Below are 24,072 nucleotides of genomic sequence, written 5' to 3' on the forward strand. Positions count from 1 at the left end.
GTCTGAACCTGTGATGCGGTAGCCTTCAAAAGCAAGTACTTCGGCAATACCACCCATGCCTGCGCCACCAATACCCACAAAGTGGATGGTGTCGATACGACGCATCGCAGGACGGGTGTTGTTTTCTTTCATCGTGCTTTCTTTCACTACTAATCTCTTCTATCTGCTAGTTGCTCACAGCGTTTTGCAACATTGGCTGTGGCATCTAAAATAGCAAGCTGTTTTGCTTTACTTGCCATTGTTGAAATTTTTTCTGGTGCATTTACGTAAGGCGTTAATAACTCAACAACCGCCGCTTGGTTAAACTCACTTTGCTGCATAATTAACGCAGCTTGCTCAGTCACTAAATACTTTGCATTGGCAGTTTGATGGTCATCCACAGCATGCGGAAAAGGCACAAATAAGGCCATTCTTCCGGCTGCAGCTATCTCACTCACCGTTAATGCACCAGCTCGGCAAATTACCAAATCAGCCCATTGATATGCGCTATCCATATCATCAATGAATTCAGCGACTTTACTATTTTCAGTTAACCCTAACTGTTGATAGCTGGCAGTCACATTCGGTTCATTATTTTTACCTGTTTGGTGCCATATATTAAGCGTTGTTAGCGCTGAAAGTTCACTGAATACAGCTGGTAAAGTATCATTAAGAACTTGCGCACCGAGTGAACCGCCAACTACTAGCACATTAATCGGTGTCGCTGTTTGCTTTACAGTGACATTAGCGACACTTGCTCTGACTGGGTTACCGACTACTTCACATTGTTCTTTTGCAAAAGCCGATGGAAAAGCAGCTAAAACTTTATTGGCAAACTTTGCTAGCCAACGATTACTCATGCCTGCAACAGCATTTTGCTCATGAATAACCAAAGGAATACCTAAGCTCTTTGCTGCTATGCCCGTAGGTCCAGTCACATAACCACCCATAGCTAAAACAACATCGGGCTTTTGTGCTTTTAAAATTTTGCGTGCTTGAAAAATGGCATTCATCACCATAAATGGTGCCTTGACCAAACGTTTAATACCATTGCCACGCACACCTTTCACATTGATAAAATCAATCTCAATGTTGTGCTTAGGTACTACCGTTGCTTCCATTCTGTCAGGCGTGCCAATCCAGCTAACCTGCCAGCCTTGCTGCTTTAAAAAATCAGCAACTGCAATACCCGGGAAAATATGACCACCAGTACCGCCTGCAACAACAAGTAATTTTTTACTCATCGCTTACCTCCTCGAGAGGTTGCCTGCTTAGTTGCCATTTTTGTCTCAAAATCTATTCGCAAAAGTACACCTGTTGCTATGGTCATAATTAATAAACTAGAGCCACCGTAAGAAACAAACGGCAGTGTTAAACCTTTGGTTGGCAAAATACCCGCACTTGCGCCAACATTTACCATGGTTTGAAACGCAAACCAGATACCAATAGCAAAAGCAAAATAGCCTTCGTACTCTTTGCCGCATTTCAATGCTTTTTGACCAATTAACAGGGCTCTGAATACAAACACAGCAAGCACAATCAAAATACTTAATACGCCAAAAAAGCCAAGCTCTTCACCAATCACTGCAAAGATAAAGTCATTATGTGCTTCAGGAAGATATTGCAGTTTTTGCACGCTATTTCCTAAGCCTTGACCAAACCAACCACCTTGACTGTATGCCATTAGCGATTGCACTAACTGATAACCTTTACCGAATGGATCTTCCCACGGCTCTAAAAAGCCAGTGACACGAGCCATACGGTATGGTTCAGCGATAATTAGCACTACCACGGCAGCAATACCCGTTAAAATAAGGCCAAAAAACTGCCATAACTTAGCCCCCGCTAAAAACAACAAACCAACTGTCGTCACAAACAGTACAACTACGGTCCCTAAATCTGGTTGCATCAAAATCAAAAATGCATACACACCAAATACAGCTAATGGCTTGAAGAAACCTTTTAAGTTCTCTTGTACTTCTTCACGTTTACGTACCAAGTAACCGGCAATATAGCTAAAGAAATACAACTTGGCGGCTTCAGCAACCTGAAAGCCAACTGGGCCAATAGGTATCCAACGCTTTGCACCGTTCACTTCACGGCCAACAATCAGCACTAAAACCAGCAAACCTAAACCCAGCAACAATAAATAGGCGTTACTGCGCTTCCACCAATCCATAGGCACATTTGTGGCAATCCAAAATAAGAAAAAGCCCATAATTAAGAACATGCCGTGGCGAATAATAATGTGATAAGGATTATCAAATAATCGCTCTGCTGTTGGCATAGAGGCACTGGTTACCATCACAAAGCCAACGCCAATCAACATCAACATGCAATACAATAACGGCACATCATAAAGCTGTGGCGATTGCTTTGGTGTTAATGCGTCACGGATGTCAGCAAATGCAATCATACTGCCTCCGCCAATACGCACTGCGCAAAATCATCACCACGTTGCATGTAATTGTTGTACATATCAATGCTGGCACATGCGGGTGCTAATAAAACGATATCGCCACTGCTGCTTAACTGTTTTGCTAGTTGCACAGCTTCATGCATGTTGGTGGTTAGGTGGCCTTTTTCGGTTAATGCTACGAGAGCTTTAGCATCCTTACCAAAACAAATAAGCGCTTTCACTTTGTTGTTTAAGTATGGTTTTAAGGCATCTAAATCAGCCCCCTTTGCATCACCACCGGCAATCACAACCAATTGCTTTGCTTGATCAGCTAAGCTTTCAATCGCTGCGATAGTTGCACCTACATTGGTCGCCTTTGAATCGTTAAAGTATTTCACTCCATTAATTTCAGCGACAAACTGGCAACGGTGTGCAAGCCCAGTAAAAGCACTAAACGCTTGCTGGTAATACTCTTTAGCAATATCAAACGGGCTCAGTAATGCCATCACCGCTAAAGCGTTTTGTTGATTGTGTGAACCAACAACATTTAAGCAGCTTGCTGGTAATACTGGTTTACCGTGTGCTGCAAAGTGTTGTTCGCCTTGATGTTCAACCAAGGCAAAATCTGCATTGGCGAGCGCAAAGCTTACTTGGGGCTGCTTTGCAGTGTGTGTTGCCACATCAATGGCATTAACTACAGCAAGCTCTGAGCCATTATAAATACTTTGTTTAGAGTCTATGTATGCTTGATAACTTGAATAACGATCGAGGTGGTCTTCACTCACATTCAACACACAGGCACTTTTCGCTTTTAAGCTATGCGTGGTATCAAGTTGAAAACTCGACAGCTCAAGTACATAGACATCATATTCTTGCGATAGTAAATCAAGTACCGCAGTACCAATGTTACCACCAAGGCCAACTTTATAACCGGCCGCTTTCAGTACTTCAAACGCCAATGTGACCACTGTCGACTTACCATTTGAACCTGTCACCGCGACAATTGGTTTATCGGTTAAACGGGCAAAAAGCTCAACGTCACCAATCACTTCAACACCAGCATCAATCGCTTTTGCTACAGCGGGTGTCGCGAGGCTTAAACCTGGGCTGATAATAATAATGTCATTGCAGGCTAAATCGGCCTGTTCTAAATCACCAAAGTGAGTCGTTAACTCACTAGCATGCTCATTTAGCCAATCAGCACCCGGCGGCGCTGTGCGGCTATCAACAACAATTGGCTTAATATTCTGAGATAATAAAAAACGCACAATGCCCAGACCGGTTACACCGAGTCCGAGCACTGAAATTTGTTTATTTTTAATCTCGTTAATAACTGTCATTTACCTGATCTTCAATGTCGCAAGGCCAGCAAGCACTAGCACGATTGAAATAATCCAAAAGCGCACAATTACGCGCGGCTCAGGCCACCCCTTTAATTCATAATGGTGGTGAATAGGCGCCATTCTAAAAATACGTTGACCACGTAATTTGTAAGAGCCTACTTGTAAAATCACCGACAATGCTTCCATTACAAACACACCACCCATGATGATAAGTACCAGTTCTTGACGAACAAGCACCGCAATAATACCCAGTGCACCACCAAGTGCTAATGAACCTACATCACCCATAAATACCTGTGCTGGGTAGGTGTTAAACCATAAGAAACCAAGTCCAGCTCCCACAATTGCTGTACACACAACCACAAGCTCACTGGCGAGCGGTAAATGCGGAATATGTAGGTAGCTTGAGAAATTAACGTTACCTGTTAAATAAGCAATAATAGCAAGTGCTGCCGCCACTAAAATGGTTGGCACAATCGCTAAACCATCAAGGCCATCTGTTAGGTTTACCGCGTTCGACGTACCTACAATTACAAAGTAAGTCATCACGATATAAAACAACCCTAGCTGTGGTAGCACGTCTTTAAAAAACGGCACAACTAACGAGGTTTCGCTGCCTTGCTGCGAGGTAAAATAAAGTGCGCTGGCAACCACTAACGCAATCACTGATTGCCAAAAGTATTTCCATTTAGCAATTAACCCTTTAGGGTCTTTGCGGATCACTTTACGGTAGTCATCAATAAAACCAACCACACCTAACGAGCCCACGACAAATAAGGTTGCCCAAACATATTTATTTGAAAGGTCTGCCCACAGTAATGTGCTGGTAAAAATCGCCCCTAAAATCAAAATGCCGCCCATAGTTGGCGTACCTTTTTTAGATAGGTGAGATTCTGGACCATCGTGACGAACCACCTGACCAATCTGCATTTTTTGCAATGCACGAATTAGCTTAGGACCAAAATAAAGTGAGATAAGTAGCGCTGTTAAAATACCTAAAATTGCGCGCAGCGTTAGGTAAGAAAAAACATTAAAGCCACTGTAATACTGTGTTAAATACTCGGCCAGCCAAACTAACATGACGATACTCCATTGTTGCCATTTTGCTGGCTATTTACTAAATCTGTGACCACGAGCTCCATACGAGAACTGCGCGAACCTTTTACAACAACTGTGGTTTTTTGCGTCGATTGAGCAAGTTCACTTTGTAATTGTTGTAATAATTGTTCACGGCTTGAGAAGTGGCGGTTTGGCTTTTCAAATACATCACTGGCTGATTTACTTAATACACCTAGACTATAAAGTTCATCAATGCCTTTTTGCTGTGCATATTCACCGACTTGTTGATGATAAAAACGTGCTTCTTCACCCAGCTCCCCCATATCACCTAACGCAAAAATACGACGCCCCGGCATATCACTTAATAAATCAATTGCTGCTTTAACCGATTGCACATTCGCGTTGTAGGTATCATCAATCACCGTCAATGAGTCTGACACTTTAAGGACGTTTACACGACCTTTAACTTCACCCATGGTTGCCAGCGCCGATGCGACACTTTCGAGGCTTACACCGAGCTCAGTTGTTAAGGCGGTGGCAATTAATGCATTAGCAATATTATGCTTGCCCGGTAATGCCAGAGTGACAGGTACTTTTTTATTTTTATTGCAAAGCACAAAAGAAGCACGGGCTTGTTCATCAAGCACCACATCTTCTGCCCAATAATCTAATTGTTGGCTAGTAGAAAAACGTTTTACATTGCGATTAGTTAACTTTTCAAGCCAAAAATCGGCATAATCGCTATCGCAATTGACGATAGCAACACCATCAGGCTTTAAGCCATCATAGATTTCGCCTTTGGCCGTTGCTACACCTTGTAATGAGCCAAAGCCCTCTAAGTGAGAAGCTGCAACATTACATACCACAGCAACATCAGGTTTCGTCATTGCAACGGTGTAAGCAATTTCACCAATGTGGTTTGCACCTAACTCAATCACCGCATATTGGTGTTGTGGTTCAAGGCGTAATAACGTGAGTGGTACGCCAATGTCATTATTAAAGTTGCCTTTTGTTGCTAGTACTTCACCATGACCAGATAAAATCGCCGCACACATTTCTTTTACGGTCGTTTTACCCACGCTACCAGTAATAGCAATTGTTTTCGGTGCAACCTGTGCCATCACAGCTGCGCCGATGTGACCTAGCGCAATACGTGTGTCACTAACCACAAACTGCACAATATCGACATTAACAGGGCGCGCTACAATAGCAGCTATCGCGCCTTTTTCTTTTGCTTGCGCAACAAATTTATGGCCATCAAAATTAGGCCCTTGTAGCGCTAAAAACACTTCACCGTCACACAAAGTACGGGTGTCAGTGTTAATATTTTTTACCGTTTGATTACCACCTTGGTAATCGGTTGCTAGAACTTTAGCTAGCCAATCAAAATCCATAGGGATCATAACTGCGCCCCTTGCGATTTTTCTTTTAATTGTTGTTGTACATATTGACGATCGCAGAAGTCGATTCGTTGGTCGCCAATAATTTGATAATCTTCGTGGCCTTTACCCGCAATAAGGATGACATCATCAGCACTCGCTTGCGAAATGGCATAACTAATAGCCTGCGCTCGGTCTGCTTCACAATGTGCGCGTTCAGGCTGCTTAAGCCCCGCAACTACATCAGCAATAATAGCGTCAGGGTCTTCACTTCTTGGGTTATCGCTGGTGACAATAATACGGTCTGCATTACCTTCAGCAGCTTTTGCCATCATCGGGCGTTTGCCTTTGTCTCTGTCACCACCACAGCCAAACACACAGCTAACGCCACCTGGAACGTGCTTTTGCAATGCTTGTAATGCCAGTGCTAATGCATCAGGAGTGTGGGCATAATCAACAATACAAGTCGGTTGACCTGGTGCACTAAATGCCTGCATGCGACCAGCAACAGGCTGCAAAGACTTACACCCTTCAACGAGTAAATCAAGTGGGTAACCCATACCTAATAAAGTGGCCATAGCAGCGGCTAAATTATATAAGTTAAACTCGCCAAACAGTGTGCAATTAACTTCGGCTAGCCCCCAGCTGGTATCAAACTTCGCCGAAATACCGCTGTTATCATAAGTTACATCGCTAAAATAAACAAAACGCGCATTTTCAGGCGTGAGGTTTTTATGGCCGTAACAAATTAGATTATTGAAGTCGTATTTTTCTAACCATGCTTCAACTTGCGCATCATCTTGATTAAGCACCACAAGCTTTGGCATATGGTCACGCATTAACATTAACTTGGCATCAGCGTAAGCATCCATGGTGCCGTGATAATCTAAGTGATCGCGTGTAAGATTAGTAAATACTGCTGCTTTAAACTGACAATTATCAACGCGATGCTGCACTAAACCATGAGATGAGACTTCCATGGCCACAACATCATTCTGCTCTGCGACAAGCTCAGATAAAATACGCTGTAAATCAACGCTCGATGGCGTGGTGTTTGCAAGCTCAGTTAGATTATCAGGATGCCCATAACCGAGCGTACCTATCACTGCTGCGCGTTTATGACAGTGCTGTGCTAAGTGCGCAATCATTGCTGTGGTTGTTGACTTGCCATTGGTGCCCGTCACACCCACTAAATCAAGCTGCTTTGATGGTTGCTGGTAAAAAGCTGCTGCAAGTGCTGGCAGCTTTTTCGCTAAATCGGTAACTAAGTAAAGTGGTTCAAACTCACTTTCGAACTCACATAAACGGTCAGCAATAACTGCCACCGCACCATTTTCAATGGCTTTGTCAATAAACTGTCCGCCATCAAGCTGATGGCCTTTAATGGCGACAAACACATCGCCAGCTTTTACATCTCGACTATCAAGACGTAGTTGGTTAACCAATAAACTATTGGCCTCAACATCAATTTGATTAAGAATCGGTTTTAAATCACGCATCGTTATCTTTGCCTTCTACGTACGCAACCGCATCTTTGTCCGGTGCAACGTTTAGAATTCTTAAGGCATTGGAGACAATCTCTGCAAATGCAGGGCCTGCCGTCGCACCGCCGTAATAAACATCTCCACCCGGTTCATTAATCATTACTACTACCGCTAAACGTGGGTTACTCGCTGGCGCAATACCAGCAAAATAGCCAACATATTCGTCACCATACCCGCCCACAGCGGCTTTTTTAGAGGTACCTGTTTTGGCAGCAGCACGATAGCCATCAACATGAACTTTTTGTGCAGTACCACCTTTTTCGAATACGCTTTCCATCATGTGAACAACCGCTTCAACGTCTTTTTGTTGGAAAATACGTTCACCCTCTGGTACTGACTCTTGTTTAAGAACTGTTAGCGGGCGCATAACGCCACCAGAGCCTAACATGGCATAAAAACGAGCCATTTGGGCGGTACTTACAGCTAAGTTATAACCAAATGATAATGCAGCAATTTCATGATCTGACCAGCGTCGATTTGGGTAAAATAAACCGCTGCTTTCACCAACCATGCCTGTACCACTATCACTGCCAAACCCCACCTTTTGGTAAAGCCCTACAAAATAGTCTTTTGGTACTTCTTGACTGACCTTAGTTACACCCATATTACTTGAATACTTTAAGATTTCTCTTAAGGTCATCTCACCATGGTTACGGGTATCTTGCACAAGGCTGCCACCCACACGCATCCAGCCAGGATAAGTATCAATAATTGAATCCGGTTGAATTGCGCCGTAGTCTAAACCAGCTAAAATGGCTAGTGGCTTAACAGTAGAGCCTGGCTCAAACAAATCGGTGATAGCACGGTTACGACGCTTATGCGGTGCGGCATCATTCAAGTTATTAGGGTTAAACGATGGGCTATTCACCATAGCTAATACTTCGCCGGTTTTTACATCAACAACCATGGCTGAACCCGAAGTAGCTTTATAGGTTAGAACTGCTGATTTTACTGCTTTATAAGCAATCGCTTGAATGCGCTGATCAATACTTAAATGAATGTTTTCAGGCTCAACACGTTCACGCTCATCAAGCACTTCTACTTCACGGCCTTGGGCATCTTTACGAATGGTGCGCTGACCTTCAACACCCGTTAACGCCTTTTCGTAAAGCTTTTCGATTCCCTCAATACCATGACCATCAATGTTAGTAAATCCAATAACATGGGCTGTTACTTCACCGGCAGGGTAATAACGTTTTGACTCATCAAGTAAGTGGATACCTGGTAAACGAAGATCACCAATATAGTTAGCAACAGCAGGGGTAACCTGACGTTTTAAGTAGACAAAACGACGCTTTGGATTATCACGAAGGCGAGAGTTAACTTTACTTGGGTCAATACGTAATACATCCGCAAGTTCACGCCAGCGAATATCATTATTGTAATAAGCGGCAATACGTTTATCTAACTCAACCGTATTTTCAGCCAGTGCTTGTTGATCTTCACCATTTTTTCTAGCTTGACGCAGTACCTTACTGATCAGTGATTTATGCAGCGCTTTCGGATCCGCATACACACTTACCACAGGTACGCTGACCGCCAACTCTTTGCCATTGCGATCGAAGATCATGCCACGTTGCACATGTTGTTTTTCAACACGCACAGTTCGTTTATCACTTTCAGAACGCGCTTTATCTGGTTCAATAACCTGTAAAAAAGCGGCACGCGCAACCAGCGTCATAAAGACTAAAAACACCACTGAGCACACCAGCAAAAAACGCCATGTGATTAAGGTATTTGTTGGCTTTTTCCCTCTGCTTCTCATCGCAGTATTACCACCTGTTCGTCTTGGCTAGTTGGCCGTTTCATTTCTAATTGCATAGTCGCGACTTCTTCAATGCGCGCATGCTGTGAATAAAACTCTTCTTCTACGAGCAAGTAACGCCACTCAAGATCGAGCTCATCACGCTCTTGCAATAATTTGTCTTGTTCAATCAATTGCTGACGCGCTAGATGCGTCACCTGAACCACACTCAAACTAGATGCGAGGATCACAACCAACAAGGCCAAGATCAGCTTATTAGCTCCTAGGCCTTTGAAAATTTCTGTAAATAAATTTGGTTGGCGATGTGTCGCTTTAGCTTTCATTACAACCTCTGCGCAACCCTTAACACTGAACTACGTGAACGCGGATTTGCTTCAATCTCCGCCTTACTCGGCTTAATGGCTTTACCCACTGCCTTTAACGTCAGGTTTTTGTTTATTTGTGCGTCCGTCAAAGGCAGACCTCTGGGTATCGCCTCTCCCTTACTCTGTTTTTTAATAAACTGCTTAACAATGCGATCTTCTAACGAGTGGAACGAAATAACCACTAAACGTCCCCCTGGTTTTAAAACCTCAACAGCGGCTTGCAATGCAGTTTGAATTTCTTCAAGCTCACTATTGATATAAATACGGATCGCTTGGAATGTGCGTGTAGCTGGGTGTTTGTGCTTATCTTTAACTGGCACAGCTTCATCGACTAAATCAGCAAGCTGCTTAGTACTTGTGATTGCAGTGTGCTCACGTGTTTCAATGATCTTATGAGCAATTCGACGACCAAATTTTTCTTCGCCATAGGTTTTAATCACATGCGTGATATCTTCTAGTTCAGCTTCAGCTAGCCATTGTGCAGCACTGCGACCACTGGTTGGATCCATACGCATATCAAGTGGGCCATCTTTCATAAAACTAAAACCGCGTTCAGCATCATCAAGCTGTGGTGAAGAAACACCGATATCCAACAAAATACCGTCAACTTTACCGATTAAATCGTTATCTTCAGCAACCGCTTTTAAGTTTGAAAAACGAGTGTGAGCAATTGAAAAACGCGCATCATCGGCAAATTTTTCGGCGGCTTTAATAGCTTGTGGATCCTGATCAATCGCCTGTAAGCGACCTTGTTCACTTAAACGCGCAAGAATTTGCCCCGAGTGCCCACCGCGACCAAATGTGCCATCCATGTAAATGCCTTCAGGTTTAATATCCAAAGCATCTATGGTTTCGTCCATCAGTACAGAGACATGTTCAAATTGCGCTGTCATTAGCTATTATTTGCCTTTTTCTTTGTGTCGTTAGAGTGAGAAGTTATCGAACTCAGGATTCGCCTCAAAATCGCCTAGGCGTTCAATTTCAGTATCTTGGCGCATTTGTTCATGCCAACGATCTTCATCCCAAATTTCGAACTTGTTCATCAAGCCAACCAACATGATTTTTTTTCCTAGTTCTGCATGGGCTCTTAACGAAGGTGCCAGCAAAATTCGGCCATTTTTATCTAATTGATATTCAGTGGCATTGCCGAGCAACATTCGTTGCATGCGGCGAGCGCGTGGATTCATATTTGAAATTTTTAATAGTCGCTCTTCTATTTCAAGCCACTCGGCTAACGGGTATAACCACAAGCAGGGCTCGTTTAAAGCAACAGTGCAAATAACCGTTCCCTGATCTTCAGACAAGATCGCATCTCGGTACTTAGTTGGTACCGCAAAACGTCCTTTATCATCCAAACTCAGTGAGCTCGCACCCCGAAACATAACATGCCTTAAATTAGGTTATTTATTGTAACTGACTATCTCTGATCCAATTTGATCCACTAAAAACCACTTTTTACCACAGTGCTCCAGTTTAGGGCTTGACAAGCTATTTTGTCAAGTAACTAGATCATCTTCAGTGCCTTCTAAAGCCAGAAAAAATAAGGCCTCAAGCAAAGCCTCTGAATTACGTGGGAAAAAGTGGAAAACATAGAAAAAAATTTTTTTTCCAATTTTATTGGCAATCTAATGGGGAAAAATGGTTAATGAATAACCAATGAACAATTACAAAATTATCTTATTCTGTAATTTTTACTTAATCACCCTGCAAGAGTTACGAAAAACCACTAACCAAGAACGCAATAAAAAGAATAAACAACTGAAAATTATTGATTTTATATTTTGGTATGAAGGTTGCGATGAGTTAATCACCAATTAAATGGCAATTTTTAAGGAATGATTATGACTACCGCAACTTCAAAATCGAATTCAAGCACGGCAGCAAGTAACAGTGCAAACTCGAACGCGGCTCAAGTAGAGGCGCCATTCACAGAAAAAGCGACAGAGGCAGCTCACCACGCAGTAGATGCATTATCAACACGCGCAGCTAGTGCTGAACATAGTGTACGTCAGGGTGCATCTAGCTCTGCTCAAACGCTTTCGGAAAAGCAAGCAATAGCACGCGCTAAAATTAATGAATACAGTGGTAAAACTCGTAAACTTGCATCAGAAAACCCACTTGCAACAGCAGGTATTGCATTTGCTGCAGGCATGTTAGTAACTGCACTTATTCGTCGTAAGTAATTGTTATGCAAACTTCTCAATCTACAGATGAGAAAACGCAAGATGCCACTGATCAGCCATTAAACGCTGATCAGTGGCAAGATCACCTTGCTAAATTATCTGACTACGGCAAACAGCTATACATTGACTATCGCAAACAAACTGGGACTTGCAAAAAGCTTGCAGCTGCTGAGTGGCGCTTATCAACACGTTCACTCGCCTTAACTATTATATTACTTGTCTGTTTTGCCGGTGGTTTAGTGTTACTTTGGGCTGGTTTACTTGCTACTGTCGGTATCGCGATATTCAGCTTTAGCCAATCATTGTGGTTAGCCGCTATTTCACTGATTGCATTACAATTGCTTTGTCTTGCATGGCTTTGGAAGAACATTGGTTATGTCAGCAGTAAAATAGGTTTTGATCATACGCTAAAAAGTATTCGTCAATTATTGAATATTAGTAAGGATGAATGATGTTAATTGATTATTTTATTAATAAACCGCAACACAGAGTAACTAAGCTAAGCCAGCAAATGGATTTACAAGATGAGCTTAAACGTCAACACCATCAAGCGTTCAAATACCGTTTAAAACGCTTTGCGGTAAGTAAAGTGGGTGTTGCCAGTGCCTTCACTGCGGGTATGGGTTATGAAGCACTTAATAACTCAGACCACAAGGACAGTAAACTAAAACAAGTCAGCCGCTTCAGCTGGTTACTGCGTTTGTTGTGATCATTATCATGTAATGTTTGCTTTTTACTTCTCTTTGCCACCTATTTTCATTACCTTAAACACAAACGAGCAATTTGTGAGGATGTAAGGTGAAGAAAAGGATTGTACTAACTGGTGGCCCTGGCGGTGGTAAAACAACAGCCATCGATCTATTAAGACGTGAATTCTCTAATCAAATTGTTGTTGTACCAGAATCTGCGACCATGCTGTTCAGCGGTGGTATAGAACGTGGTGATGCAACTCACCTGATCAAAGCTCACCAACAAGCTATCTTCAGCTTACAAAAACACCTTGAACATATTCAACGAACCATGCACCCAGATCGTTTAATGCTTTGCGATCGTGGTAGCTTAGATGGACTTGCCTACTGGCCCGGTGAGCAAGATGAGTTTTTTGAGTATCTGAATACCAACCTACATACCGAGCTTAATCAATATGATGCAGTGATCTTTTTTGAAACAGCAGCGAAGTCTGGGCAAAGTATTCATTCTAATAACCCAGTCAGAAACGAGTCTGATCAGCAAGCCATATTGCTTGATGACAAACTGCAAGCAGTTTGGTCTCAGCACCCTAATTTTAATTTAGTGAAAAGTTCTGAGTCATTTATTCAAAAGGTGATGTTTGGCATCGACACTATCCGCAAGGTCATGGATAGTTATAACTAACAGTTCAATCAAGTCATTAAACTGTTAGTTATCAAGGTTTATTAACCACGGTTATGAGGCCGAGCGTAGTCTATATCAGGCCCTTTTGGCACAACTTGAGTTGGGTTGATCATGGTGTGGCTAAAATAGTAATGACGTTTTATATGATAAAAATCAACGGTCTTACTTACACCTTCAATTTGATATAACTCACGTAAATAGTTGCTGATCGCCGGATAGCTTTCGATAGTACGCAAATTACATTTAAAGTGGCCCACATAAACACTGTCGAAGCGAATTAAAGTAGTAAATAAACGCCAGTCGGCCTCAGTCGGTGTGTCCCCCACTAAATAACGATTAGCTGATAATCGTTGCTCAATTTTATCTAGAGCGGCAAAGAGATTATCAAAGGCTTCCGTGTAAGCTTCTTGCGTTGTCGCAAAGCCTGCACGATACACCCCATTATTAATGTTGTGATAAACAAACTCATTAACTTCATCAATTTCAGAACGTAACGATTGCGGATAAAAGTCGCGTTCATTACCTGTTAGGGAATTAAACGCGCAATTAAACATTCTGATAATTTCAGCAGATTCGTTGCTAACAATACGCTGCGTTTTTTTATCCCAAAGCACGGGAACCGTAACACGACCAGAGTAATCGGCTTTGTTACGCGTATAAATTTGATGCATAAAGTCGCTATCGAAAAGTGCATCACCGGTGCTGTGATTGTCTTTATCAAAGGTCCAGCCATGCTCTAACATGTCAGGGCTTACAATCGACACACTGATATAATCTTCAAGACCTTTTAAATGGCGAAAAATCAAAGTGCGATGAGCCCACGGGCAAGCTAAAGAGACATAAAGGTGGTAACGATCTTTCTCAGCTTTAAAGCCCGCATCACCGCTTTGCCCTGCACTACCATCTGCTGTAACCCAGTTGCGTAACTGGGCTGCCTCACGTTTGAACTCACCTTGATTGTTATCGGTGTCGTACCATTTATCTTGCCATTGGCCATTTACTAGTAATCCCACAATAACCTCCTATAGTGTGCCAAATTTACCTAGCTGATAGTCACGTACTGCTTGTTGTAACTCAGCTTGGGTTGTCATTACAAACGGGCCCATATGAGCGATTGGTTGCTTAAGCGGCTCACCGGCTAGAATTAACGCCCCTGCACCCGTTTGCGAGTTAAACTCAATGTCACTGCCAGGCTCTAAAATCAATAAGCTACCTGCTTTAACTGGTCCGCCCTGTTCAGTATGAATTTCTCCGGTATGGATATAGATCATCACCTTCGTTTGTGTAAGCGGTGTATGGTAAAACTGCGTGCCAGCCGGTAAAGTCACATCAGCAAGCATGCCATCAGCGGCGAGATCTTGTAGGCTAGAGTCCTGCTTTTCACCGGCAAATTGCCAGCTTCCAGCTAATGCTTTTAGCTCAACACCTTGCTCATTTTGAGTCGTTGGTGCTGGCGCTTCAGTGGTATCTTGATATCGCGGCGCTCTTAGCTTCTCGGCACTTGGCATATTTAACCAAATCTGAAAGCCATGCATACCTTCTTTAGCATCTGCTAATGGCATTTCACTGTGGATCACACCAAAACCGGTACTCATCCACTGCACATCGCCAGCACGAATTGCTTTTTTGTTACCCATTTGATCTTGGTGCTCAAAGCCACCTTTAATGATATAAGTAAAGGTTTCGATACCACGGTGAGGGTGCGCAGGAAAGCCGCCCATAAAATCACTATGATCATCGGATTTAAGCTCATCGATCATTAAGAAAGGGTCTAAGTACTTGCCATCAAAACCTGGAATACGGCTGATGTTTACGCCATCACCATCTTGTGTGGCATGGCTATTTAATTGTTGAATCACTTTCATAACTTTACTCCCGTAAATTGTATGAAGTGATTTTAGGCGCTATTTTAACTAACAACCATGAGTAAAATAAGCATATAACGTTCTGTAAAAGCGAATACTAAAGAGGTTCTTTATCATCGCTCTGCGTTATTTCATGCTCAGTTTGGAAGATTTGGCAAAGTTAAATAAAAAGTGGTGCCTGTCTGTTCTTCAGATTCGAAACTAATCGAGCCCTTTAATTTTTGCGTAACTAAATTCATAACAGCATAAAGCCCTAGACCAGTATTTTTTTGGACACGCTTAGTAGTAAAAAAAGGATCAAATATTTTATCTTGAATATCTTCGCTTATGCCGCAGCCATTGTCTTTAACACTTATAAAAACATTATTATGTTTAAAACTTGCTGAAACTTCTATTTTTGCGCCTTCAATCTGCCCATCAAACGCATGAAAAAAAACATTTGAAAACAAGTTTGTCATAACGTGATTAAATGTTCCTGGGTAACTTTGAATTTTTAAATCATCGGGTATGTTAAAAATCACCTCAACATTTTTATTTTTAGAATCTGACTTAAACGACATCACAATATCATGCAGATGCGGATTCAAGTTAATTACCCTTAATTCATCACAATGCTGATCAGCGGCAATTTGTTTAAAGCTTGTTATCAATTCAACTAATCGATCTAAATTAGAATGAAGTAATAAGCTAATTTCTTCTGAAGTATGTACATATTTTTCAAGTGAGCCTTTACTAACGCGTTTATCAGCTAGCACTTTTCCCATCTTTTTATTTTCATCTTCAAGGTAACTGACAGCTGTTATACATATACCTACAGGCGTGTTGACTTCATGTGCTACCCCAACAACTAGACGACCTAGTGCTGCTGTTTTTTCTGCTTCCATTAAGTATTTTTGAGTCTTTGCCATTAAATCCATAGATTCTTTAAGCTGCACGTTTTTCTCAGTCAAAGAAGATGTTTTTTCTGCCACTTCAGCTTCAAGTGAAGACACATATAAATGATTAAGTGATTTGCGCAAACGGCCGATAAAATACAGCACAATTAAAATGGTAATAAAGCAGCAAAAAGAGAAAAGCGACATCAAGTAGTGATCTCGCGTCGCGATATCAAGGTTTTGTTCGGTTCGATAATCTAACATAAACAAAAAGTTATTAATGTGACTCATTATTTCTGACTTTGCCAAAAAGTAATCATCACTATACAAACTCAGAATCGCGTCAATTTGCTCCTTTTCCATATTCTCGTCAGGTTTATTTGCTAAAGTTTGAAAAGCAGCGTACTCAATTTTTGTTAAATCATTTGATGCTTTTTCTGCAAGCCGGATTTGTTGCATCTCCTCATCTGTTATACCAATGGAATTTAGCATAGCTTGGAGTGATTTTTTTTCACCGTCAGGAAATGGAGCCTTACCATTATGAGGCATTAACATATCCCAATAAACACGGTGATAATCTTCTGGACGTGGAGCTTCACCATTGCGAATAGCTAGAATTTGGTTAAAAAAGTCTAAAAATTTAGTATTGCCTGTTACCGTATAAGCCCTTGCCATTAAACTTAATTGATCTGAACTTTGTCTGACTTGCTCAGCCAAAATATAAGACTGATATCTAACTTTAGTTTCAGCCTCTATGGTTTTTAAACTGCCATACATTAAATAAACTGACAAAGCCGTTAACCCAGCTAGAATTACAGCAACCAAATTAAGTAAAGATAAACGCTTAATATTAAGTTGGAGCTCTTTTTGCATTTCATGACCTATAAATATGATTACAGCTAGAGATCGCAGATTTAACTTTCTGACCTACTGATACGTAAAATCACAGTACGAGTCATAAAAACCAAAATCGAACTTTAGGATTAAATATTTAATAGAAGTCAATTCTAAAAATGTCAATTAGGGCCTAGGGGTTACCTTAAGTCTAGGAGTAACTCGACTGCGTCTTATTGCTCATTTTCTCGTTGTTTAATTGTCAATCTATCGGCCACGATCGCGCCGCGTTTCCCTACAGCTTTTTCTGGCCCAATAGTGCTATCAACTAGAGTTTGTTGCTCTGTACTGGCATTGATAGCCGCACCAAAAATGATGATATATGCGCTGATATAAAGCCACATCAACATGATCACCACACCACCTAGCGATCCATAGGTTTCGTTATAACTAGCAAATTGAGATACATAATATGAAAAACCAATTGATGCGATGATCCACATTAACGTAGCAAGTATTGAGCCCGGCGTGATCCAGCGCCATTTAGCTGGAGTTCGATGAGGCGCATAACGATATAAAAACGCTAAAGCGAGATTAAAAATAATGGCTAACAATGGCCAAGTAATGAGCTGAATCATTAAGTCGATAAGCTCTGTTAAGCCAACTAAGTTGAGTACAATCGGTAAGACACCAATGATCAATAATGCCACCAGCGCAACTACAATAGCACCCAAAGAAAATAAAAAACGCACCACTAATGCCATAAAGAACTGACGCTTATTACGCTGATGATAAGTAATATTACAGGCGGTAATAAGTGCTTGGCAGCCTTTACTGCTACTCCAAATAGTTAATAGCAAGGTACCTATGGCACTTGCACTCAATACCTTATTTGACTGCTGAGTGATATCGCTAACTTGAAGCAAAATGATGTCACGACTACTTGCAGGTAATATCGCAATCACCTTATCTAACTGATCATGGATATCTGTGGGAGAAGCAAAATAGGCATATACGGATACAATAGCTGCCAAAGCAGGAAAAATAGCTAAAAGAGCATAAAATGCCACGCCTGCTGCTACAAAAGATAAATTGTCTTGTGATAGGTTGTGATAAACCCGTTTACAGATATCCCACCAACCTCGAATTGGGATTTCCATCGGTGAACGAGCTTGAAAACCGCGGTTACCATTCGCCATAAGTGACCCAAAGAATGACTGTGAAAAGTACAATGCTGCAAACAACTTGCCAGTAATTATGGCGCCTGAATTGCATTGAACTAAACTTATTGAAGCAACTTAAAGATCCATGGAGCGGTGCAATGAGTTATTATTTACTTACTGAAAATCAACTAGCTAACGTTTTAAAAGCATCAATTTCCATAGCATCTCAAACAGTTTCTGAAAGCTTATCTTGGCAAGACTTAAACTTTCAAATTACGCAGTTTTTACATACTGCATGGCAAATGTTACCTGCACTGACACTTGGTATTGCGGCCATCATTATCTGTTACTTGTTGGCCCGCCCTTTATCTTATCTATTAATAAAACCACTTGGCTTTGTGAGCGAAAGCAAACTTTTACATGTGGTGACTAGGCGCTTTTTTAGCATTATTATTATCTTGTTTGGCGTGTACTTATTTTTACGTCTTGCAGGGCTAACCAGCTTTGCTGTGGCTATTATGAGTGGCACTGGCTTAGTTGGGCTTATTTTAGGTTTTGCTTTTCGCGATATCGCCGAAAACTTTATCTCAAGTATGCTACTTAGCGTGCAGCGCCCTTTTCGTATTGATGATGTTATTGAAGTAGATGGTCGTTTAGGAGTAGTTAAAAAGGTTACGGCGCGCGCCACCACCTTGGTTGACTTTGACGGTAATCATATTCAAATTCCCAATGCGACCGTATATAAAAGCGTTATTAAAAACCTCACCGCAAACCCAAAAATGCGGGGCCACTTTAATGTTGGCATTGGCTACGATAATGACATTCGCTATGCCCAACAATTAGCAATGAAAGTGGTTAATCAAAACCCTGCTGTTATTAATGATCCGCCAAGCCAAGTACTTATTAATTCATTAGGCTCAGCGACTCTTAATCTAACCATTTATTTTTGGGTAAATAGTAACGAACACAGTACTATCAAAGTGGCCTCACAATTAATGCGAGAGCTGGTCAATACCTATTTAGCAGAGCAAATAAGCATGCCGGATGATGCTCGCGAGCGAATTATTTTAAATAGCGAAAACGATACCGAACAGCCAAACAATAATGTAAGCGCAGAGCTAAAAACAGCAAAATCACTCGACGACCATAGCCTTGATGATGTTAGCAGTGATGCCGATGATATCCGCGAACAAGCAGATCAATCTCGCGACCCAGAGCAAGGTAATAACATTATTTGAGACAAAGATTATCAGGCTTCGTCTTTGGGTTTATCTTGCATTGCACGTTTAAACCCTTTAATTGATGTCCCTAAGTCACCACCGATCCGTGACAGTTTTTTTGTGCCAAATAAAAGCACCACAATTGCGGCAATAATAGCTAATTGCCAAACACTTATTCCTGCCATAATAACCTCCTTAAGGTTTAGGTAATTTGTCAGTATGCTACTAGCTCTAAACAGTGATTACGTCGATCCCCAAAGCAACCAATGACTCAACAAATTCAGCTGGCATGTTTTTATCGGTTACTAGCACATCGATTGATTTTAGTGGTAATACATTATACAAAGCCCGTTTACCAAATTTACTTGAATCAGTTACAGCAATCACTTGATCTGCACGTGTGCACATTGTTCGGTTTAACATTGCTTCAGGCTCATAATGGGTGGTGATCCCCGCTTCAGGATCTATGCCATCCACTCCTAAAATAACCTTTTTGAAATTATATTTACTGAGTGCTTGTTCAACTTCATTTGAGTAAAAAGACATTGATTTCTTGCGCAATTGCCCACCCAGCATAAATACATTGGCATCGTCTATATCAGCTAGTACATGTGCGATATTGAGGCCGTTTGTCATCACGGTTAAGTCTTGTTTGTTGGTCAATGCTTTCGCGACTTCTTCGGTTGTGGTGCCCGAATCAATAATTAGTGAATCGCCATCATCAACTAAATTTGCAACAGCTTTTGCCAGTAGAACTTTCACAGCATAATTTTCGTTATGCTTATCTTTAACTGATAACTCTTTGACCAATTTATCACAAGCAATTGCGCCGCCGCGAGAACGAACAACCAGACCACGCTTACCCAGTTCGTTAAGATCATGGCGAATACTAACCTCAGAAATATCAAAAGTTTTCGCAAGATCTTTAACATTTACTTTGCCATTTTCCTCGGTCATCAGAACGATTTTTTGTCTTCTTTCTATTGTGGTTAGCATAGCTGGCCTGTTGTTTATATAGCTGCTTTCAAATTCGTAGTTCAATATTACACAATTTACAGTTTCAAAGCCAAGCTTAGTTTCGAAATAAAATAAAACTTTCAAAACTTACGAAAAATGTTTTATCATTAATCTACCGTTAACTTATTGGTGACAAAAATGACAACACAAAGCTCACTATTAGAGCAAACAGAACACACCAACCGTACACAATTACTACCTATGTTGATCATAGGTGGCTTGTTTTTCTTATTTGGCTTTATAACTTGGCTCAATGGATCTTTGATTCCATTTCTACAAATGGTCTGTGATCTCAACCATATTGAAGCTTACATGGTGACATTGGTGTTTTATATCGCCTATACCGTCATGGCACTGCCGAGCGCTAAGATATTGAAATTATTTAGTTATAAGCATGGTATGTCATTTGGTTTAGGCACCATGGCATTTGGCGCGTTGTTGTTTATTCCTGCCGCACAAATTCAGGCTTATTGGTTATTTTTGGTTGCCTTATTTACTTTAGGAAGCGGCCTCACCTTATTACAAACCGCTGCGAATCCTTACATCGTGCTAATTGGTTCTAAAGACACGGCAGCCGTACGCATTAGCATCATGGGTATTCTCAATAAGAGCGCAGGTGTGGTTGCTCCATTGCTCTTCTCTGCGATTGTATTTAGCGACATTGCCAGCTTTAGCCCTGAAGCTCTCGCCCAATTGAACAGCATTCAAAAGCAATTACAGTTGCAAGAATTGGCTAATCGTTTAATAACGCCTTACTTTGTAATGGCAATTGCGTTAGCGATATTAGCTGCGTTGATTATGCTGGCTCCATTACCTGATATTGAGCAACCAAAAACTAGCAACAACAGCGAGAGTAAATCAGTACTGCAATTCCCACACTTAGTTTTAGGTGTAATCGCCCTATTCTTTTACATAGGTGCAGAAGTCATTGCCGGCGACACCATTGGCCTTTACGGCAAAGAACAAGGGGTATTACAGTTCGCTGAACTCACCTCTTACACCATGGGCTTTATGGTGCTAGGTTATGTGTTAGGTATCGTGTTAATTCCTCGTTTTTTTAGTCAGCAACAGGCGCTGATATTTTCCGCGTTAAGTGGTTGTGTGTTTTCACTTGGCATCATTTTGATTGATCCGCAACAAACTGCGATTGCAAACGTAGTGCTCTTTTGGCTTGCTGATAACAGTTTTCCAGATACCGTGTTATTTGTTGCATTACTTGGCTTATCGAATGCGCTAGTTTGGCCGACCATTTGGCCTATGGCCCTTGCAAATCTCGGCGATAAAACTCAAACCGGCGCGGCATTACTGATTATGGGGATTTCTGGTGGCGCTCTATTGCCTTTGGTATACGGTGTATTTGCAGAATATACAGGCAATGCACAACAAGCTTACTATCTGTTGATCCCTTGCTATGCGTTTATTCTTTATTACGCACTAATTGGTCACAAACTAACAAGTTGGCGAAAGTAACGAGATAGGCAGGCTTAGTTATTTTAATTTTTAACTAGCCTGCAATTTTTCTGATGTGAAATAGCCCAGTAGCAAAAATTCACGCACGGCAAAAATACACTTATAAATTAAATACTCGTCACGCTTATCAAGGCTCACTTCTGAAAAAGGTAAGGCTTGCTGCGCTATTATACGCTGTTGCTGCTGCGAAGAGATAGTAAATAAACTTGTGAGTTTATTTGCTAATTGCGACGATGAAAGAACACCTTCTGCAATCAGCTCAGCGCCTTTTACACATGCCGTACGTTCAGTCAGAGTTAGTGTATTTGCTAGCATTAAATCTGTGAAAGCGACTAAATTAAAATACAGCTGCTCATTTGGCTCCAGTTCTAAAATAACAGCCTGCATTTGCGTGACCACATCCCGATGCGCCGCTGCTTTAAGCACCTCAAAATGATTGCCATCCGTTTTATCAAATAACTGAGTCGCAGCCACTGGCGTAATAGCCGCACCGAATAATGCAGCTAAATATTTAATCGCATTTCGCCTTTGTAGATCAGCCATGAAACACCCCGTTTTGATAATGCCGTACAGCGTGATCCGCGGCTCTTGCAGTAAATGCCATATAGGTTAACGAAGGGTTCTGATAACCCGACGAGCACATAAACGAGCCATCAGTGACATAGACGTTTCGCACACTATGAATTTGGTTGTAACGATTAAGCACTGAGGTTGTAGCATCATGCCCCATACGCGCAGTTCCCATTTCGTGGATGGCTTGCCCCGGCGCTGAGCCTTTATCGTATGCTTGTACATTTTGATAACCTGCTTTGCTTAGCATCTCGACGGCTTGCGTTTTCATATCCTCGCGCATGCGTTGCTCGTTTTCAGCAAATTGGCAATCAAAATTAACTAAAGGTAATCCCCATTGATCTTTTAATACCGGATCTAAGCTCATTTTATTACGATGATAAGGCAGGCATTCACCAAAGCCTATTAATGCAACTTGCCAAGGCCCAGGTTTGGCAAGCCCTTCTCGAAAAGCCTTACCAAAGCTAAGTTCTTTAAAGCCCCGTCGCCAATCTTTGCGTGTTGCGTATCCTTGATAGCCATAGCCGCGAATAAAGCTATGCTGCTCGGCATCATTAAGATTTCGAAAACGCGGAATATGAAAGCCAACGGGTCTGTCGCCATCATTAAAGTCATCAGCAAAGCCCCTAGGCTCGCCAGTGGCGCCAACCCTAAAATGGTGATCCATGAGGTTATGACCAAGCTCTCCACTATCGTTCCCTAAGCCATTAGGAAAACGTGCAGAAGTTGAATTTAATAACAAGGCTGTTGTTGCCACCGTTGATGCACAGCAAAAAATAATCTTCGCTTGCGCGATACGCTCCTTTTTAGATTCAGCATCAATTACTTTCACGCCCGTAGCTAGTCCGCTATCTGGATTGTAAATAATCTCTTTGGCAATGGAGTGAGTCTGGATAGTGAGTCGCCCAGTACGCATCGCTGCAGGTAAGGTCGAGGCTAAACTACTAAAATAACTCCCTGCTGGGCAGCCTCGCATACAGCGGTTGCGCTTGCTGCATGGGGCACGACCTTGCTCAGGCTTTGCCTTGGTTAAATGTGCAACTCGCCCGATGGTGAGGTGACGATTAGTGTAGTGAGTTAATAAACTTTGTTTAAGCTGCTGCTCTACGGCATTAAGCGCAAAAGGAGGCAAGTAAGGTCCATCTGGTAGCTGAGGTAAGTTCAGCGCTTCGCCAATAACCCCGATGTAGGCTTCGACTTTATCGTACCAAGGCGCAATATCTTGATAGCGCACAGGCCAATCAACGCCGTGACCATCTTGTTTGTTGGCTGCAAAATCTATATCACTGAGGCGCAAGCATTGCCGCCCCCAAGTTAATGAGCGCCCACCAAGATGATATCCTCGGATCCAATCAAAACGTTGCGATTCTTGATAAGGGTGCTGCAAATCATTCACAAACCAGTGTTTTATTGATTGTTTGGTGGCATAGCCAGTGCGTGCTTGTTTAGCTTGATTCTGCTTTTCTAGAAGGCTGGGCCTGTCACGAAAAGGCAGTTGCCAATCTTCTTTAAACGCAGTGATATAGTCTGTACCGTGCACAACCTGTCTGCCACGTTCTAGTAGCAGTACATTGAGTCCTTTTTCGGTCAGTTCTTTAGCAGCCCAGCCGCCAGTAATGCCACTGCCAATAACAATGGCATCGAATACTTTTGCCTGCATTCTCACTTA

Annotated in this window: 26 protein-coding genes; 7 read left to right on the forward strand and 19 right to left on the reverse strand. The window is 41.9% G+C overall.

Features of this window, described 5'->3' with window-relative positions; genetic code table 11:
* From BIZ38_RS04895 to mraZ, 11 genes are all read right to left on the reverse strand, one after another.
* On the reverse strand, window positions 1-132 hold a 132-nt coding region (locus BIZ38_RS04895), incomplete at its 3' end, for a Mur ligase domain-containing protein (protein WP_222938006.1).
* 17 nt (window positions 133-149) lie between these two features.
* On the reverse strand, window positions 150-1,223 hold the full coding sequence (gene murG, locus BIZ38_RS04900) for an undecaprenyldiphospho-muramoylpentapeptide beta-N-acetylglucosaminyltransferase (protein WP_187489728.1): 1,074 nt from the start codon (window positions 1,221-1,223) through the stop codon (window positions 150-152).
* On the reverse strand, window positions 1,220-2,395 hold the full coding sequence (gene ftsW / locus BIZ38_RS04905; protein WP_054552731.1) for a cell division protein FtsW: 1,176 nt from the start codon (window positions 2,393-2,395) through the stop codon (window positions 1,220-1,222). Before ftsW ends, murG begins: the two co-directional genes overlap by 4 nt.
* On the reverse strand, window positions 2,392-3,717 hold the full coding sequence (gene murD / locus BIZ38_RS04910; protein WP_187489729.1) for a UDP-N-acetylmuramoyl-L-alanine--D-glutamate ligase: 1,326 nt from the start codon (window positions 3,715-3,717) through the stop codon (window positions 2,392-2,394). Before murD ends, ftsW begins: the two co-directional genes overlap by 4 nt.
* On the reverse strand, window positions 3,718-4,800 hold the full coding sequence (mraY, locus tag BIZ38_RS04915; protein WP_054552733.1) for a phospho-N-acetylmuramoyl-pentapeptide-transferase: 1,083 nt from the start codon (window positions 4,798-4,800) through the stop codon (window positions 3,718-3,720).
* The gene (gene murF / locus BIZ38_RS04920) at window positions 4,794-6,182 is read right to left on the reverse strand and encodes a UDP-N-acetylmuramoyl-tripeptide--D-alanyl-D-alanine ligase (protein ID WP_187489730.1); all 1,389 of its coding nucleotides are present in this window, start codon (window positions 6,180-6,182) and stop codon (window positions 4,794-4,796) included. The genes mraY and murF overlap by 7 nt, the downstream gene beginning before the upstream one ends.
* Window positions 6,179-7,657: a UDP-N-acetylmuramoyl-L-alanyl-D-glutamate--2,6-diaminopimelate ligase gene (murE, locus tag BIZ38_RS04925; protein ID WP_187489731.1), complete on the reverse strand. Its 1,479-nt coding sequence runs from the start codon at window positions 7,655-7,657 to the stop codon at window positions 6,179-6,181. The genes murF and murE overlap by 4 nt, the downstream gene beginning before the upstream one ends.
* A complete protein-coding gene (locus BIZ38_RS04930) occupies window positions 7,650-9,467 on the reverse strand; it encodes a penicillin-binding transpeptidase domain-containing protein (protein WP_054552736.1) in 1,818 nt (605 codons plus the stop codon). The genes murE and BIZ38_RS04930 overlap by 8 nt, the downstream gene beginning before the upstream one ends.
* Window positions 9,464-9,790, reverse strand: a complete 327-nt coding sequence (ftsL, locus tag BIZ38_RS04935) for a cell division protein FtsL (protein WP_187489732.1) — start codon at window positions 9,788-9,790, stop codon at window positions 9,464-9,466. The genes BIZ38_RS04930 and ftsL overlap by 4 nt, the downstream gene beginning before the upstream one ends.
* Window positions 9,790-10,725, reverse strand: a complete 936-nt coding sequence (gene rsmH, locus BIZ38_RS04940) for a 16S rRNA (cytosine(1402)-N(4))-methyltransferase RsmH (RefSeq protein ID WP_054552738.1) — start codon at window positions 10,723-10,725, stop codon at window positions 9,790-9,792. The genes ftsL and rsmH overlap by 1 nt, the downstream gene beginning before the upstream one ends.
* 30 nt (window positions 10,726-10,755) lie before the next feature.
* Window positions 10,756-11,214, reverse strand: a complete 459-nt coding sequence (gene mraZ / locus BIZ38_RS04945) for a division/cell wall cluster transcriptional repressor MraZ (protein ID WP_054552739.1) — start codon at window positions 11,212-11,214, stop codon at window positions 10,756-10,758.
* Between the two features lie 274 nt (window positions 11,215-11,488).
* Here mraZ and BIZ38_RS04950 point away from each other — a divergent pair, with 274 nt between their 5' ends.
* The 5 genes from BIZ38_RS04950 to BIZ38_RS04970 all read left to right on the forward strand — a co-directional run bounded on the left by BIZ38_RS04950 (window position 11,489) and on the right by BIZ38_RS04970 (window position 13,389).
* Window positions 11,489-11,650 carry a hypothetical protein gene (locus BIZ38_RS04950; protein ID WP_171043807.1) on the forward strand — a complete coding sequence of 54 codons (162 nt, stop codon included), beginning with the start codon at window positions 11,489-11,491 and terminating at the stop codon, window positions 11,648-11,650.
* 23 nt (window positions 11,651-11,673) lie between these two features.
* Window positions 11,674-12,015, forward strand: a complete 342-nt coding sequence (locus BIZ38_RS04955; RefSeq protein ID WP_187489733.1) for a DUF883 domain-containing protein — start codon at window positions 11,674-11,676, stop codon at window positions 12,013-12,015.
* A 5-nt stretch (window positions 12,016-12,020) separates the two neighbouring features.
* Window positions 12,021-12,467 (forward strand): hypothetical protein, encoded by a 447-nt coding sequence (locus BIZ38_RS04960; RefSeq protein ID WP_054552741.1) that lies wholly within the window; start codon window positions 12,021-12,023, stop codon window positions 12,465-12,467.
* Window positions 12,467-12,724, forward strand: a complete 258-nt coding sequence (locus BIZ38_RS04965; RefSeq protein ID WP_054552742.1) for a hypothetical protein — start codon at window positions 12,467-12,469, stop codon at window positions 12,722-12,724. The genes BIZ38_RS04960 and BIZ38_RS04965 overlap by 1 nt, the downstream gene beginning before the upstream one ends.
* A gap of 89 nt (window positions 12,725-12,813) precedes the next feature.
* Window positions 12,814-13,389, forward strand: coding sequence for an AAA family ATPase (locus BIZ38_RS04970; protein WP_187489734.1), 576 nt, complete (start codon window positions 12,814-12,816; stop codon window positions 13,387-13,389).
* A gap of 41 nt (window positions 13,390-13,430) precedes the next feature.
* Here the strand turns inward: BIZ38_RS04970 and BIZ38_RS04975 are convergent, their stop codons facing one another.
* The 4 genes from BIZ38_RS04975 to BIZ38_RS04990 all read right to left on the reverse strand — a co-directional run bounded on the left by BIZ38_RS04975 (window position 13,431) and on the right by BIZ38_RS04990 (window position 18,162).
* Window positions 13,431-14,402: a glutathione S-transferase family protein gene (locus BIZ38_RS04975; RefSeq protein WP_187489735.1), complete on the reverse strand. Its 972-nt coding sequence runs from the start codon at window positions 14,400-14,402 to the stop codon at window positions 13,431-13,433.
* Window positions 14,403-14,411: 9 nt separating this feature from the next.
* Window positions 14,412-15,254, reverse strand: coding sequence for a pirin family protein (locus BIZ38_RS04980; protein ID WP_054552745.1), 843 nt, complete (start codon window positions 15,252-15,254; stop codon window positions 14,412-14,414).
* A 137-nt stretch (window positions 15,255-15,391) separates the two neighbouring features.
* Entirely contained in the window at window positions 15,392-17,002 is a 1,611-nt protein-coding gene (locus tag BIZ38_RS21925; protein ID WP_187489736.1) for an ATP-binding protein, read from the reverse strand.
* A gap of 194 nt (window positions 17,003-17,196) precedes the next feature.
* Window positions 17,197-18,162 (reverse strand): YihY/virulence factor BrkB family protein, encoded by a 966-nt coding sequence (locus BIZ38_RS04990; protein WP_187489737.1) that lies wholly within the window; start codon window positions 18,160-18,162, stop codon window positions 17,197-17,199.
* 122 nt (window positions 18,163-18,284) lie between these two features.
* Here BIZ38_RS04990 and BIZ38_RS04995 point away from each other — a divergent pair, with 122 nt between their 5' ends.
* Complete coding sequence (locus BIZ38_RS04995; protein WP_187489738.1) at window positions 18,285-19,364, forward strand: mechanosensitive ion channel family protein; 1,080 nt, start codon at window positions 18,285-18,287, stop codon at window positions 19,362-19,364.
* Between the two features lie 11 nt (window positions 19,365-19,375).
* Here the strand turns inward: BIZ38_RS04995 and tatA are convergent, their stop codons facing one another.
* Together tatA and agaR are read right to left on the reverse strand one after the other, a co-directional pair.
* Window positions 19,376-19,531, reverse strand: a complete 156-nt coding sequence (tatA, locus tag BIZ38_RS05000; RefSeq protein WP_082389242.1) for a twin-arginine translocase TatA/TatE family subunit — start codon at window positions 19,529-19,531, stop codon at window positions 19,376-19,378.
* Between the two features lie 46 nt (window positions 19,532-19,577).
* Window positions 19,578-20,342, reverse strand: a complete 765-nt coding sequence (gene agaR, locus BIZ38_RS05005; RefSeq protein ID WP_166338756.1) for a transcriptional repressor AgaR — start codon at window positions 20,340-20,342, stop codon at window positions 19,578-19,580.
* A gap of 159 nt (window positions 20,343-20,501) precedes the next feature.
* Between agaR and BIZ38_RS05010 the strand changes: the two genes are divergently transcribed.
* A complete protein-coding gene (locus BIZ38_RS05010) occupies window positions 20,502-21,833 on the forward strand; it encodes a sugar MFS transporter (RefSeq protein WP_209327275.1) in 1,332 nt (443 codons plus the stop codon).
* 30 nt (window positions 21,834-21,863) lie between these two features.
* Here BIZ38_RS05010 and BIZ38_RS05015 read toward each other — a convergent pair whose 3' ends face one another.
* Together BIZ38_RS05015 and BIZ38_RS05020 are read right to left on the reverse strand one after the other, a co-directional pair.
* On the reverse strand, window positions 21,864-22,376 hold the full coding sequence (locus tag BIZ38_RS05015; protein WP_166338754.1) for a hypothetical protein: 513 nt from the start codon (window positions 22,374-22,376) through the stop codon (window positions 21,864-21,866).
* Window positions 22,369-24,063 carry a GMC oxidoreductase gene (locus tag BIZ38_RS05020; protein ID WP_187489739.1) on the reverse strand — a complete coding sequence of 565 codons (1,695 nt, stop codon included), beginning with the start codon at window positions 24,061-24,063 and terminating at the stop codon, window positions 22,369-22,371. Before BIZ38_RS05020 ends, BIZ38_RS05015 begins: the two co-directional genes overlap by 8 nt.
* Between the last annotated feature and the right edge of the window lie 9 nt (window positions 24,064-24,072).

The organism is Pseudoalteromonas sp. BZK2 (assembly GCF_014349195.1).
Classification (GTDB): domain Bacteria; phylum Pseudomonadota; class Gammaproteobacteria; order Enterobacterales; family Alteromonadaceae; genus Pseudoalteromonas; species Pseudoalteromonas simplex.

Bases quoted from the DNA above. Each gene is read 5' to 3' on its own strand.
- murG (WP_187489728.1), bottom strand. From the start codon at position 1,223: ATGAGTAAAAAATTACTTGTTGTTGCAGGCGGTACTGGTGGTCATATT.
- ftsW (WP_054552731.1), bottom strand. From the start codon at position 2,395: ATGATTGCATTTGCTGACATCCGTGACGCATTAACACCAAAGCAATCG.
- murD (WP_187489729.1), bottom strand. From the start codon at position 3,717: ATGACAGTTATTAACGAGATTAAAAATAAACAAATTTCAGTGCTCGGA.
- mraY (WP_054552733.1), bottom strand. From the start codon at position 4,800: ATGTTAGTTTGGCTGGCCGAGTATTTAACACAGTATTACAGTGGCTTT.
- murF (WP_187489730.1), bottom strand. From the start codon at position 6,182: ATGATCCCTATGGATTTTGATTGGCTAGCTAAAGTTCTAGCAACCGAT.
- murE (WP_187489731.1), bottom strand. From the start codon at position 7,657: ATGCGTGATTTAAAACCGATTCTTAATCAAATTGATGTTGAGGCCAAT.
- BIZ38_RS04930 (WP_054552736.1), bottom strand. From the start codon at position 9,467: ATGAGAAGCAGAGGGAAAAAGCCAACAAATACCTTAATCACATGGCGT.
- ftsL (WP_187489732.1), bottom strand. From the start codon at position 9,790: ATGAAAGCTAAAGCGACACATCGCCAACCAAATTTATTTACAGAAATT.
- rsmH (WP_054552738.1), bottom strand. From the start codon at position 10,725: ATGACAGCGCAATTTGAACATGTCTCTGTACTGATGGACGAAACCATA.
- mraZ (WP_054552739.1), bottom strand. From the start codon at position 11,214: ATGTTTCGGGGTGCGAGCTCACTGAGTTTGGATGATAAAGGACGTTTT.
- BIZ38_RS04950 (WP_171043807.1), top strand. From the start codon at position 11,489: ATGAACAATTACAAAATTATCTTATTCTGTAATTTTTACTTAATCACC.
- BIZ38_RS04955 (WP_187489733.1), top strand. From the start codon at position 11,674: ATGACTACCGCAACTTCAAAATCGAATTCAAGCACGGCAGCAAGTAAC.
- BIZ38_RS04960 (WP_054552741.1), top strand. From the start codon at position 12,021: ATGCAAACTTCTCAATCTACAGATGAGAAAACGCAAGATGCCACTGAT.
- BIZ38_RS04965 (WP_054552742.1), top strand. From the start codon at position 12,467: ATGTTAATTGATTATTTTATTAATAAACCGCAACACAGAGTAACTAAG.
- BIZ38_RS04980 (WP_054552745.1), bottom strand. From the start codon at position 15,254: ATGAAAGTGATTCAACAATTAAATAGCCATGCCACACAAGATGGTGAT.
- BIZ38_RS21925 (WP_187489736.1), bottom strand. From the start codon at position 17,002: ATGCAAAAAGAGCTCCAACTTAATATTAAGCGTTTATCTTTACTTAAT.
- BIZ38_RS04990 (WP_187489737.1), bottom strand. From the start codon at position 18,162: ATGGCGAATGGTAACCGCGGTTTTCAAGCTCGTTCACCGATGGAAATC.
- BIZ38_RS04995 (WP_187489738.1), top strand. From the start codon at position 18,285: ATGAGTTATTATTTACTTACTGAAAATCAACTAGCTAACGTTTTAAAA.
- tatA (WP_082389242.1), bottom strand. From the start codon at position 19,531: ATGGCAGGAATAAGTGTTTGGCAATTAGCTATTATTGCCGCAATTGTG.
- agaR (WP_166338756.1), bottom strand. From the start codon at position 20,342: ATGCTAACCACAATAGAAAGAAGACAAAAAATCGTTCTGATGACCGAG.
- BIZ38_RS05010 (WP_209327275.1), top strand. From the start codon at position 20,502: ATGACAACACAAAGCTCACTATTAGAGCAAACAGAACACACCAACCGT.
- BIZ38_RS05015 (WP_166338754.1), bottom strand. From the start codon at position 22,376: ATGGCTGATCTACAAAGGCGAAATGCGATTAAATATTTAGCTGCATTA.
- BIZ38_RS05020 (WP_187489739.1), bottom strand. From the start codon at position 24,063: ATGCAGGCAAAAGTATTCGATGCCATTGTTATTGGCAGTGGCATTACT.